Origin of the sequence: Vibrio sp. 10N.247.311.47 (genome assembly GCF_041467535.1) — a bacterium.
Classification (GTDB): domain Bacteria; phylum Pseudomonadota; class Gammaproteobacteria; order Enterobacterales; family Vibrionaceae; genus Vibrio; species Vibrio crassostreae_C.
Map to the genome: position 1 here is coordinate 1 of NZ_JBFSUR010000032.1, position 12,822 is coordinate 12,822.

At 43.7% G+C, this 12,822-nt stretch carries 9 protein-coding genes and 1 pseudogene; 9 read left to right on the top strand and 1 reads right to left on the bottom strand.

From position 1 onward, the window contains the following. The first annotated feature begins 126 nt into the window (after positions 1–126). The 9 genes and pseudogenes from AB6E51_RS18895 to AB6E51_RS18935 all read left to right on the top strand — a co-directional run bounded on the left by AB6E51_RS18895 (position 127) and on the right by AB6E51_RS18935 (position 11,334). Positions 127–1,263, top strand: a complete 1,137-nt coding sequence (locus AB6E51_RS18895) for an ISAs1 family transposase (protein WP_065584870.1) — start codon at positions 127–129, stop codon at positions 1,261–1,263. A 172-nt stretch (positions 1,264–1,435) separates the two neighbouring features. Next, positions 1,436–2,230, top strand: a complete 795-nt coding sequence (locus AB6E51_RS18900) for a helix-turn-helix domain-containing protein (protein ID WP_083190245.1) — start codon at positions 1,436–1,438, stop codon at positions 2,228–2,230. 157 nt (positions 2,231–2,387) lie between these two features. Beyond that, positions 2,388–3,302, top strand: coding sequence for a helix-turn-helix transcriptional regulator (locus tag AB6E51_RS18905; RefSeq protein ID WP_065584871.1), 915 nt, complete (start codon positions 2,388–2,390; stop codon positions 3,300–3,302). A 139-nt stretch (positions 3,303–3,441) separates the two neighbouring features. After that, positions 3,442–3,810: pseudogene (locus AB6E51_RS18910) on the top strand (transposase); the annotation flags it as partial. Positions 3,811–4,378: 568 nt separating this feature from the next. Then, positions 4,379–6,514, top strand: coding sequence for an LruC domain-containing protein (locus AB6E51_RS18915; protein ID WP_372058133.1), 2,136 nt, complete (start codon positions 4,379–4,381; stop codon positions 6,512–6,514). An 11-nt stretch (positions 6,515–6,525) separates the two neighbouring features. Further along, on the top strand, positions 6,526–7,161 hold the full coding sequence (locus tag AB6E51_RS18920; protein WP_017064433.1) for a hypothetical protein: 636 nt from the start codon (positions 6,526–6,528) through the stop codon (positions 7,159–7,161). A 206-nt stretch (positions 7,162–7,367) separates the two neighbouring features. Further along, a complete protein-coding gene (locus tag AB6E51_RS18925; RefSeq protein WP_017061706.1) occupies positions 7,368–7,682 on the top strand; it encodes a hypothetical protein in 315 nt (104 codons plus the stop codon). Positions 7,683–7,805: 123 nt separating this feature from the next. Beyond that, the gene (locus AB6E51_RS18930; RefSeq protein ID WP_017065718.1) at positions 7,806–8,654 is read left to right on the top strand and encodes a sulfurtransferase; all 849 of its coding nucleotides are present in this window, start codon (positions 7,806–7,808) and stop codon (positions 8,652–8,654) included. Between the two features lie 385 nt (positions 8,655–9,039). After that, a complete protein-coding gene (locus tag AB6E51_RS18935; protein ID WP_372058134.1) occupies positions 9,040–11,334 on the top strand; it encodes a putative bifunctional diguanylate cyclase/phosphodiesterase in 2,295 nt (764 codons plus the stop codon). Between the two features lie 89 nt (positions 11,335–11,423). Here AB6E51_RS18935 and AB6E51_RS18940 read toward each other — a convergent pair whose 3' ends face one another. Then, positions 11,424–12,794 (bottom strand): glycoside hydrolase family 18 protein, encoded by a 1,371-nt coding sequence (locus tag AB6E51_RS18940; protein ID WP_372058135.1) that lies wholly within the window; start codon positions 12,792–12,794, stop codon positions 11,424–11,426. Positions 12,795–12,822: the final 28 nt, after the last annotated feature.

Consider the following 12,822-nt stretch of genomic DNA (forward strand, 5'->3'; position numbering starts at 1 on the left):
TTACCGACTATAAGTTTAGACGGTGGGTGGAAGTGTCCATATCATTAACAACGCCTTATAAATGGGAACTTTTGAATAAACGGGAGATCAGAGCAGCTAGTAATTCTCTATTGTAATGTTTTAAGTATGCCTGACTCTTTTCTCCAACATTTTGAAGCAATTGAAGACCCACGTATTGATCGATGTAAGCGACATGAACTTCTCGATATTATCTTTTTAGCCGTTAGTGCCGTCCTATCAGGAGCGGAAGGCTGGGAGCAAATTGAGGATTTTGGTTCTCATCGCTTAGATTGGCTCCGACGTTATCGCCCTTTCGAATACGGTATTCCACGGCATGACACCATCGCTCGCGTTATATGCCGTCTTAAGCCAGAAGAAATTGAGAGAGCGTTTCAAAGCTGGATGAGTTGTCTTATTGAGTCTACAGGGAGTGATGTCATTGCCATCGATGGTAAAACTGCTAGACGTTCTTTTGATACGCGTGAGAGGCGAAATCCACTCCATGCGGTCAGCGCATGGAGTCGTCAACATCAGCTCGTTCTTGGGCAAGTTGTGGTTGACGAGAAGAGCAACGAGGTAACCGCTATCCCAAGATTACTCACATTACTTGATATTGAGAACTGTATCATCACGCTGGACGCAATGGGATGTCAAAAAGACATCGCTAAACAGATAGTGAAAGGTAAAGCGGATTACGTATTAGCCTTAAAGGGCAATCACTCAGGAATGAAAGCTGAGCTTGAAGCTTGGTGGCATAAATCAATGCGAGAAGGCACCACTTCTGAGACGTATGATGAGTACAGTGAAGTTAGTGTAGGTCATGGACGCATTGAAACTCGTCAGTGTGAGCAGTTAATCGTTGATAGAAACTGGTTAGGAAAAGGTTATCGCTGGGATGGTTTACAGAGTGTAATCAAAGTGACCGCTATGGTTGAAGAAAAATTGAGTGGTAAAAAATCGGAGGAAACTCGATGGTATATCAGTTCATTACCCCTCAACGCGCAGCAAGCATTGGATGCAATAAGAAGCCACTGGCAAGTAGAAAGTATGCATTGGATGTTAGATGTAACGTTTAGAGAAGATGAATCGCGTATCCGTAGGGGCACCGGAGCCTTAGCTTTCAATGTATTGAGAAAAATCGCACTAAGTCTTTTCAAACAAGATAAAAGTAAAAACATCAGCATGGTAAGAAAGAAGAAGATAGCGGCTATTGATGACGAATATCGCTCAGCCCTTTTAAAGACTGGAATTAAAATGCTCTAGCCGTGATCATAAGGGAATGAATATACCAGTGATCATTGAAGATGCTTGATTTTCAATAGAATCAGGATCATGCTACGAACCATGAAAATTACACTGACTCCTCAACAGAAACTACAACTCGAACAATAGCGTCTATTATTATTGTTAATACAATAAATAAAGGGGGCGTAATTTGTTTGGAGAATACTTGAAAAAGTTAAGGCTCGAAAAAGGTCTCACCCAGAAAGGACTCAGCGCATACCTGAACTTAGCCAGCCCCGAGTTCGTAAGCATCGACTCGGTTTCAGTAAGCCGTTGGGAACGGGGCACCACAACGCCACACCCAGTGAGAGCAATCAAAATACTCCGCACCTTAACCAATGATTTGATGCCTTACTTGACATCACTTGAGTGGGAGGACGAAGAGGACATCATGAGCAGAATGGTGTATGAGCGATTTTATTCCACCAAGGCCGCCATCTATTCCGCCTCTTACTCACGCGTAGGCAACATATCAGCGCCCATCATCATTGAAAAAACGATAGACCCAGATGCAGATAAAACGTTCTTTGAGAGTATCCAACATTTTTTACACACTTCTCAGTCCGGTTACCCTGGTTTAGAAGCACTAGACCTCCATTATCTATACAAAACAAGAAAGCTGCTTTTAAACGTATATATTGATAAACAGAGCTTGGAAATTGTTGGCCACAATCTCGCGGTTTTCTTTGATAGCACAGAGTTAGACGCCACCTTCATCACCCCATATAGCACGCTGCCTTTTGACAAACTCAAACCCTATTCTAAAAATGCTCCACTCGCGATATGCAGCCTCAGCCGTTTCGCCACCAGTGAATCTGCCTTTGATATCGTGCATGCCAACTTTGTTCGTTTTATGGCGCCTCTACTATCACTATTTAAGCGGTCCTTTATTTTTGGATTATTTAGTGGAGATTGGGGCCGAAAAAGTAGGTTACGATACGCCTGACCCTTACGGTGCCGTAAAAATTGGCAGCCAAGCATTCAGGCATGGTTTATTAAAAATTGAAAGCGCCGTGATTTTATCTCGCCCTGAAATCGTACGGTTGCTCAACAAAAGCAGAATCAGCGAAGACACGAAAACCGATTGATTCGGAGGGTATCCTTTGTCATTACTATTTGCACAATACTTACAAGAAATGCGTAAGAAGCACAAGTTCACTCAGCAGCAAGCAATTGACCACTTGCTTGAGGTTGACATTGCGTTTGATAAATTAGACATCACTACTTACAGTCGGTGGGAAAGAGGTGTCACCGCCCCGAAACTGGCGAAACAGTTGATGATCATACGAGCCTTTGGAGGAGACATCACTGCCTTGATGCAAACAACGAAGGAAGACACAAAGCTTACATTAGAATTTGAGCGCGCCATTAACGACATTCACTACCCATACGTTATTGAAGAAAAGTTGCTCCCAGAGGTTCGTTCTCCTTCAGAGGCATCATCCCCCATCATGTCACGTGTTCTGTCTTTTACTGAACATTATTTGGGGTTAGAAGTCAGTCAGGAATTACTCAACAACCCCAATGTAATCCTATCGACCATAATAGATAAAACCGGACACCTAGTGGCGCACTCCCTATACAGCTTTGTGCCTGCCGACACACCAAATGAACAGTTAGAACCCGCTAACAGTCACACTTGTCCCTTCACTACAATAGAGAAAAGTCAGGGGCTACCATTAAGTCTCTACAATATATCAGGGTATGCATCACTACCAAGCCCACGTGTAGCTATGTTTATGAACACACTCGATATCATAAAAAAACACCCGGAAGTGAAATATCTAATCACGAACTGTCATAGGCATTCCGTATACAGTCTGTATGACGCGTCTGCAGAAGTGGAAATACTGAGTCGAGGAGAACGTCTTAAAGACGGAGGGGTAAAAGTATTTGGTAAATCTTACCGCTACGTGAGGATTAGAGTCACGGCAGAAAGCCTCCTTGCGTCCAAAGTGGTTTCTCCTCTACTCCCTGACACGACTCCACTCTTGGATGCGTTTAAACGTCAAACCTAAAAATATGCCAACAACCAGGGGGTTAGAGTTAGGCGGAGAAGGAAGTTTCCATACCAACCAACACTCAAGATCTCTACTCGATAAGGCTTGCTCTATAGTAAGTCTTTTGTAAACGCCCCGTGGGTTCATGGGGCGTTTACGTAAAATCATTGAGATATCAGGTGATGGCGCTTATGACACAAGGAATTGCCATGATGCCATACGGATAAAGCGAGCGGTTGCGCTTATCCCGCCACGAGAAGGCGCAGCCTTCTGGGAGGAAGGACATCCTCGCAATTTAGCAGTAGGTTGTCAGAAGCTATACGGCTCCAACAAGAAGTGGAAAAAGCGTTATGGCTATCATAAGCGCTCGCTATCAGAGACAGCAATGTATCGAGTGAAACAGTTGTTAGGTGGGAAATTAAGCCTGAGGAACTACAACGCTCAAGTTGGTGAGACTTACGCCATGATTAAAGCGCTGAACAAGCTTACAGGGCTTGGTATGCCTGAAACTCAGTATGTTGTTTAATAATTACTCAATTTTCGGGCAATTTGGTTTTCTGTCCGAATTACGCAACAAAGCCTCTTGAATGTATTGAATTTGTTGTGACTTCAGTGTACAAATTAGTGGAAATATCACTTCACGCTACCCCTTATTCCATATGGGTTTTTCATGATCTTGCCCTGGGGTATTCCCTTTATGAATCAAACTCAGATTGTGAATTGATTAACAAAGGAAAGAGTTTACCGTTTGGAGGAGTAAAGGTTTATGGCAAGCATTTTCGATATGTCAGAATAAAAGCTAACGCTGAAAGCATTTTAGCATCCAAAGTGGTCTCAGATATTGTTCCATTCACGAGTGAATACATACAGAGCCTATTAGACAATCACTCGTAATTACCGCCTAAGCTCTTGTATCCTTAGCTCTAATCAAATAGAAATATAAAGGCCTTTGGCTATTTGGATGGCACACTTTCATATTGACACTCAAATTGGAAACTGAACTCGATAAATAATAAAAACCCATTAAATCAAACACTTAAAACTGGCACGTAACTTGATTGAATATCTAGACCTTCCATCACAAGGATGTAGATATGAGAATTACAACGTTAAGTTTGCTATTAAGTGCCCCTCTAGTCGCCAACGCAGCGCCATTCGATACCTGCCCTAGTCAAGCATACCTCTTTCAGTCGAAACCCGTTGAAGTTTGGGGTGTAAACCTAGTAACAGGTTCAACCACTCTGTTAGAAGACGATACGGGTATGAATGCCAATATCAATGGTGTTGGTTTCGACTTTCAAGACAGATATATTTATGGCTATGACACCACCAACAAACGCTTGGTGCGCCTTGGACAGGATTTCCAAGCTGAAGTTATCAATACCAGTGGCTTACCAACCGATCACACTTTCTATGTCGGCGACGTCTATGACCATGTTTACTACTTGTATCGTACAGGTAAGGGACTATTTACTGTTGACCTCTCTCCTTTAGACTCTGATCCGAATGCGACCGTCACGGTCAACAAAATCGGAGGCAGCCCAGCAACTGTAAAATTGACTGATTTCGCCTTTCATCCAAGTGATGGCTCTTTATATGGTATCGATAATAACTCTGGTGGCTTATACAGCTTCAACCCTACAACTGGTGCCGAAACCTACATCGGAGACACCGGCGAGTTAGGTACGTTCGGTGCTGGCTATTTTGATGTCAACGGCTACTACTACGTATCTCGAAACCAAGACGGTAAAATTTACCGTATCAATCTGTCTCCAGACAACGCTGCCAATATCGCGGCAGGTATTGTTCCAGCCGTTGAATTTGTTTCGAATGGCCCAGCTTCTGGTCAAAACGATGGTGCTCGTTGTGCTAATGCACCTGTTGTTGATGAAGACTCAAACATCGACTTCGGTGATGCTCCAGACAGCTACCTAACGTTACTGGCGAGCAATGGCCCTCGACATGAACTCGATGGCATCACATGGTTAGGTACAACTCCTCCAGATGCGGATTTAGATGGTTATGTCACACCTCAATCAGATGAAACTGTCGGGGTGGATGATGAATGGGCAAACGGTGGTATCGGTTTTGTTACCGCACTTGAAGCAGGGCTTGATTCAAAAGTAGTAATTGAAGCTTCAACAACCGGTTACCTTTCAGCTTGGATAGACTGGAACCAAGATGGCAGTTTCGATGGCGCCAACGAGCAAGTATTTACCGATTACCTGTTAGATACGGGTGAAAACGATCTGTTCCTAAATGTCGATATCAACGCTCTGACCGGTACGACGTGGGCTCGCTTTAGATTCAGTCAACAAACCAACCTAAGTTACTTTGGCGGTTCAACCTCTGGTGAGGTGGTCGATATTCAAGTCGATGTTCTTAACGATGGTGCCACTGCTCGTTACTTCCCAAGTGCTTCTGGTTACGCAACGCTCGCGTACGAAGATAACTGGCCTTATAAAGCTGACTACGACATGAACGATGCTGTTCTTATGTATCGTATTACTGAAATCCTTAAAGATGGAAAAGTCGTTAAATCAACTATCGACGGCCGCCTAGCTGCTGTCGGGGCATCGTACAGAAATGGTTTTGCTGTTCGACTTCCTAACCTCGACCCGAGCTTGGTGAGTAGTGGTAGCTCTTACATGAAACACAACGGCGTATTCACTGACCTTGACCTAGAAGATGGACGTAGCGAAGCAATCTTTGTTATCGCCAATGACCTGACAGAAAAAATCAGCACTGGCTGTACCTTCTACCGCACCAGTAATGGATGTAAAGAAGATGAGCAGTTCTCGTTCCAAATTGGTATTACTTTAGCCGGTGACGGTGTGAGTACTGGCAGCTGGACCGATATGCCTTACGACCCGTTCATCTTCGCAACGCCTGGGTATTATCATGGTGAAAACCTACCTCTACATCCAGGACGCAGCTGGGAGGTTCACTTGCCAGACCAAGCTCCAACCGAAGCATTTGATACCACTAACCTCTTTGAAGCTGGTTTAGGCGTCGATGACAGTAATCCATCAACAGGTAAATACTTCAAAACAGTAGAAAACCACCCTTGGGCACTAATAGTGACTTCGGATGACGAATGGGAGTGGCCTTTAGAGTACGTCGATATTGTTACCGCTTACCCAGGGTTTAAAGAATACGCAGAATCCGGCGGTGAAACGAACCAAACATGGTACCAATCACCTGCAGACAACCAACGTTACGAACCATAAGGAGAGACGTTATGACTATTCACACTAAACAATATCGAGACAATCATTGCGTTGATTCAAGTCGCAATCTCTTTGAGGAAAAACGTATGTCTGTACAAAGCACTTGGAACATCAAGAAGTCACTAGCCGTTATTTTAGCTGCAGCGCCATTAGTATTAGCCGGCTGTGGAGGCGGCGGCGGTGGGGGCGGAAGTACATCTACGGCATCACCATCTACACCCTCGACACCTGCAACTCCGTCGAATCCGGTAACAGCAACGACTCCGGTAACAGCAACGCCTTCGCCGTCTCCCGCGACAAGTGCGGTAGCAGCGCAGAGCTATACGATGAGTGATTTGGTGGTACCTGATGGATTTGACTACAACTCTGTTGAACAGTTTGATCTCAACATTGACATCAGCAGCATTTCGACAGACCGTTCTTTTGTGACCGTTTATAGCCGCTTTAGTACAAGAGATGACTCAACCTTGAAGCCGGATTACTCCAGCAAGGTCATTGCGGGCCCACTAGATAACGGTGTGTTCGCCTCCAACTTTGCAGCACCAGTAAACCATGACGCACTCTTGATAGAGATTTGGTTTTACGATGGTCAACCTCCATTACAACAAGTGGTTTCTAGCGGCGACTCTCAGATTGTCTGGCAGTAAATTGTTTAACAGCAGGTAACTTGTCGTTAGCGAGATCTCTGACGAAACAGAGTCAAAATGGATTGTTTGTAAGTAGAAAGTGAGCAGAAATGCTCACTTTTTTATTTTCGTCGAGGAGCAGTTAATTCAGCTTTCTTAGCGAGTAGCATTCACTTTACCACCAACCTCACTTATATTTTCAACATAACCTTCAAAGACTTACTCTCATGAAACAGTTAAAAATAGGTCTATTTATCTTAATGTGTGGCGTAGGCGTGTTAGTTGCCCTTGCCTATTTCCCGCTAACATCAGAGACGGGGCAACGTATTCAAGCCAAAGTAATTTCGAACACGCTTACTCAATCCTTAGATGGGCACAGGCGTTATCTGACGGTTCAGACAAAAGATAATGACGTATTTCGGCTCTCTATTGCTCCTACCACAGACTGCCCTATTGATTCTGTGGTCGCGCTTGATACATTAAACAATCAAATAACCGGACAAAGCAGTTATCAGTTCATCCACTGTCGAGCTGCACAGTAGCCATCGATGCAACAACGGTATTCGTAAAGCAACTGTATTCGCAAAAGCAACAGTAATCGCTCTACCACTGTATTCGCTAAAACAGTAAGAATCGCTAAAACAACAAGAATGGATATAACAATAATGAATCAGCCACTCATCTCACCACAACAACTTCAACAACGTTTGCTAGCAGAAGACAATATCATCATCCTCGACGCCAGCATCGAGTTTCAAATTCCAAGCGAGTCAGAAAAGATCAAAGGACAAATGATTCCTGGTGCTATTCGTTTTGACTACGACAAAGACTTTTGTAACAAGCACACTCTGCTTCCTCACATGTTTCCGAGCGAAAAACACTTCAACACTCGCGCAAAAGAAATTGGCATCAATCAAGACAGTACGATTGTGGTTTACGATAACTCCGGAACCTTCGCTTCTCCTCGTGCGTGGTGGATGTTTATGGCAATGGGACACAACGACGTATTCATCTTAGATGGCGGTTTGCCAGCTTGGATCGAAGCCGGTTACGCGACCGAGACTGACTATCGCACCGAAGTAAAAGCGGGCAATTTTGAAGGCCATATTCAAGACAACTACTTTGTCAGTGCTCAGCAGATTGAAGGTTACTCAACTGACAAGAGCGCAAACATTGTAGATGCTCGTTCTCAAGCTCGTTTCGATTCAGAAGTTCCTGAACCACGTGAAGGCTTGCGTAGTGGCCATATACCGAATTCTATTTGCCTACCATTTGCCCAAGTACTCAAAAACGGCAAGTTAAAGTCCCAAGAAGAGCTTATTGATATCTTTTCAACGCTAGAATTAACGCCTTCTCAACCTATGTTCTTTAGCTGTGGATCTGGCGTAACAGCTTGCATCATATTATTAGCCGCTAAACTCGCTGGCTATAACGGTGAAATGGGTGTTTACGATGGTTCATGGACGGAATGGGGTGCTAACGACAAACTCCCTATCGCCGTGACTAAAAAGTAATTCAACTTCGCTTAATGCAACTATTAGAATATACTGCGCATGCATAAAGAGCTTACTGATAATGATGGCCCCACGTCTCATGAAGTAAGCCTCTATGTCGCAGTTAACGCTATGTTCATTTGAGACCAAGACTCGATTCACGCCGTTTGATTTGTAACCCACATCAACTTGCTAACCATAATTCGTGATTAATCATAAACTAATCGTTATCGACGTTATGAATACTAATTTTTCACTCAAGAATCTCTGCTCGTAGTCGTTACACTATTTAACCATTAATACTTTCATCATTGATGTTTGTATTTTTCGTTGCATGAATCGCGCTGACAACCCAATAGTTTGTCACTTGCAGTCTGTTAAAAGTAGTAACCAACAAAGGCATCTCATGGCTCTATTTAAGCAAAATATCTGGTCGCTGTACGCGTTTGTCGTACTACTGACCCTGATACTTTTCGCCGCGTTGGGAATAACAAACTGGAAAGCAAACAGAGACGACTTCATAGAGCAGCAACACATTCAGGTTGAGCTTTTTTCTAGCTCCGTCAACTCGCTGCTGACCAGTCAAGAAGCCTTGTTAGAAGTGGTTGGCCATCAACTGGCTCAACAGTCTGATTTCACACGTACTGCATCTATCCAGATTAGGCCAATATTAGACAAGCTACTTGAGACCCACCCTGCGATAGCAGCGTTTGGCTTGTTGAACACCGACGGTGATTACCTCTCGATTAGCTCAAATCTCGAACTTGCGAATCAAAGGAACTTGCTGCAATACGCGCCAACCAGAGGCTCCTTCCTAGACGCCCTATCAAGCAGTAGCATGGTGCTTGGCCGTACCTATTTTCAAGATTCGTTGAATAGCTTAGTCATCCCGCTGAGAAAATCCATTTCAATCGATGGCAAGAAAACCGATGCAGTAATGACCGCAGGGCTACGATTAGACGCAACGATCGTATTTGAAAATAATGCTCACGCCGGAAGTTTCAATACACTAAGCCTGATCAGAAAAGACAGCTATCGCCAGTTTTATTCAAGTGATATTGAATCTGAGAGTGCCTATTCCTCTCCAGTCGGCAAAGATGTCATACAGCGTATTGCAAGTATCTTTACCGACCACTTCGGAATTAGCGTACAAGAAGCGATGAATGGGCAAGAAACCTATTCTTTTGTCGTCGACGATGAAGAGTACCACTCTTTGATGAGCGCGAAATACATCCCAAACTACAAATTATGGGTGGTAGGACGTACGGATCTAACTCACGTCGATAGTATATTCATACAAGAGTTCAGCATTCTTTTCGTTGCCTTTATTTTTCTTCAGTTTGGTTTCTACTTTTTGGTTAAGTCGATTGCCAAGAATGAACAACGGACTCGTAGCCAACTCATTTATCAGGCGAACCATGACCCTTTAACCTCTCTGCCAAACCGTTTGTACATGCGTAGAAACATTGGTAAATGGATTGACGATGAGTCAGAGCCGTTTTCGCTGTTGTTTATCGATATCGATAACTTTAAATGCGTCAATGACACCCACGGGCATGACTTTGGAGATAAGGTTCTCAAACAGATCGCTTTGCGTTTGATGAGGTTCCGATCTCGCCTCAGCCTATTGGTACGTGAATCCAGTGATGAGTTTTTGTTCTTGACGCCCTTGTCGAATGAAGCTGAAATTAAACGACTCGCCAAGCGCATTATTGAAGTGCTTTCTCAACCTTATGAAGTTGAAAGCGCTCAGTTTTTGTTAGGTTGCAGCATCGGCGTAGCGCGTTTCCCAGAACACGGAAAAGATCTGGATAGCCTGTTACGTTCTGCCGATATTTCAATGTACAAAGCGAAACAGCAGCAAAACTCGTACAGTATTTTCACAACGGAAATGCAAGATGCTCATCTCTACAAAATGAAAGTAGAACAAAGGCTACGCATCGCTATCGAGAAACAAACGCTGTTCATGGTTTTCCAACCGCTGGTTCGTGCAAATGAAAGTATTCATGGTGTAGAAGCACTCGTGCGCTGGATTGATGAGGAATTGGGTTTTGTTCCGCCAGATGTCTTTATACCGATAGCAGAGAACACGGGTTTAATGCAAAAACTGGGGACTTTTATTATTGAGTCCAGCATTATGCAGATCGCCCACTTGCACCGAACAACAGAACAAAAAATCGGGCTGTCGATCAACATATCAGTGCGTCAGTTTTCTCATCAATCCTTCTCTGAGCACTTGTTCGCGACACTAGAAAAGTATCAACTCTCTCCTAGCTGTGTAACGCTAGAAATTACCGAGAGCTTGTTCATTGAAGATGTGACTTTGGTGAAACCGACTTTTGAAGCCCTCAAAGATAAGAATATAAAGATCTCTTTAGATGATTTCGGGACAGGTTATTCATCACTAAGTATGTTGAAAGCACTGCCTATCGATGAACTTAAAATCGATAAGAGCTTTATTGAGAACATTGCTGTCGATCAACAGTCACTCACAATGGTGCAAAACATCATCGCAATCGGTAAGAACTTCGGCATGGTGGTGTTGGCTGAAGGCGTAGAATCGAACGAGCACTTCGCAATTCTAAAGGCATGTGGATGTGACTTAATGCAAGGCTACTACTTCTCTCGCCCTATTCCTTATGATGAGCTGGCTACTCACCTAAACCAACAGGTGACCGAGTACGCGGAATGTTCTATTTAAAAACGTGAGTAAATAGACGAGCAGATAAAGTAGGTGGATAAATACCTACCTTATATTTGGGGTGTCTTTTGATGGGTTATTTATTCATTTCACTCTTTATTCATTTCATTATGCATAACATCGATCAACTGCCCGGAAGGGTCTCCTGATAATTCCCAAGTGAAAATACCACCTAGGTCAGACTTCTTCGCCCATTTTGCTTTTGCTTTAATGGAACGCTGATCTTCAAAAGATATGAATACTTTTTTATCTGGGTTCCATAAATAAGGTGCTTGAGCTTGTTCATCGTACTTGTACTCATAACCTTGTTTGCTGCTGTAGTTATTCATAAGATCCCAGAACATGAAGTAACCATTTTCACCAGTACCAAACTGCGCTCCTTGTTCAGAAACTAGATCACCTTTAGGCAGCTCTCCAGCAAAGTCTTTTGTCCCTTGCCAGCCTCGGCCATAAAAAGCCGCCCCGATGACGAGCTTCTCGCTAGGAATACCTTGCTCAATCATTTGATTAATGAAGACATCAGCTCCCATTCCCCACCAACTGCGCTCTGTGGCATGTAAGTTGGTTGTGTGACCAGTCTGAGTTCCCCAACCTCCGAGGAAGTCATACGTCATCGCAAACATGTTCGTCAAATATGGGCTAGCTGCGTTCCAATCAATTTGGGCTGCCTTAGCACCAACACCGACAGCCGTTGAAAGCTCGTAATCTCTTTGAGTCGTCTTTGATAGAGCGTCCAAATCACTTCTGATTGTTTTTACTAAAAGAGTAAAAGCTTCACGCTCTAGCGCTTTTTGCTCATCCGTTAGTTTCGTCTCTGGGTTCCAAGGCGAAGTGGTTAAGCCGCCGCCTCCTGGGTATTCCCAATCAAGATCAATACCATCAAAGAAGTCGTATTTTTGGATCAATTCAACAGCAGTTTTTGAAAAGTGCGCAATGGCTTGAGGATCTTTCGCCATCGCATGGAAAGGTTCAGACATTGTCCACCCTCCAAATGAGGGCAAAATTTTGATATTTTGATTGTCGGCCTTCAGTTGAGCTAACTGGGCAAAGTGACCTTTATAGGCGACATCAACATCCACGTCTCCGAAATCGACTTCTAACGCAGCTTCTTTATCCACAATAATCGCGGTATATGGTTGTTTGTCTGCACATTGCTGCTTAATTTGTTTTTGAACTGGCTCACCAGCACCGCTATGAGGACCACACATGCTCAAGAAGGCGTAAATAATATGTGAGAGCTTGTCTGCAGGTATGTCGTCAACGGTATAAGGGTTGTCTTTATTCAGATATTGCCAATCCGCAAAATACCCTGCGACGACTTTATCATCGGCATGTACTGTAGGTGTGAGCATACAAGCCGTGGCTATTGAGCTAAGCCCAAAGATAGAAATAGATTTAAAGATAGAACTTGATTGGTCACTGTTGCTAGAAATAGCGTGTGTGATAAATGACAGTTTCATAATTGTCTCCTTTAGTGTGGCTTAACAT

Coding starts and splice junctions, on each gene's coding strand:
- AB6E51_RS18895 (WP_065584870.1), top strand. CDS start 127: ATGCCTGACTCTTTTCTCCAACATTTTGAAGCAATTGAAGACCCACGT.
- AB6E51_RS18915 (WP_372058133.1), top strand. CDS start 4,379: ATGAGAATTACAACGTTAAGTTTGCTATTAAGTGCCCCTCTAGTCGCC.
- AB6E51_RS18920 (WP_017064433.1), top strand. CDS start 6,526: ATGACTATTCACACTAAACAATATCGAGACAATCATTGCGTTGATTCA.
- AB6E51_RS18925 (WP_017061706.1), top strand. CDS start 7,368: ATGAAACAGTTAAAAATAGGTCTATTTATCTTAATGTGTGGCGTAGGC.
- AB6E51_RS18930 (WP_017065718.1), top strand. CDS start 7,806: ATGAATCAGCCACTCATCTCACCACAACAACTTCAACAACGTTTGCTA.
- AB6E51_RS18935 (WP_372058134.1), top strand. CDS start 9,040: ATGGCTCTATTTAAGCAAAATATCTGGTCGCTGTACGCGTTTGTCGTA.
- AB6E51_RS18940 (WP_372058135.1), bottom strand. CDS start 12,794: ATGAAACTGTCATTTATCACACACGCTATTTCTAGCAACAGTGACCAA.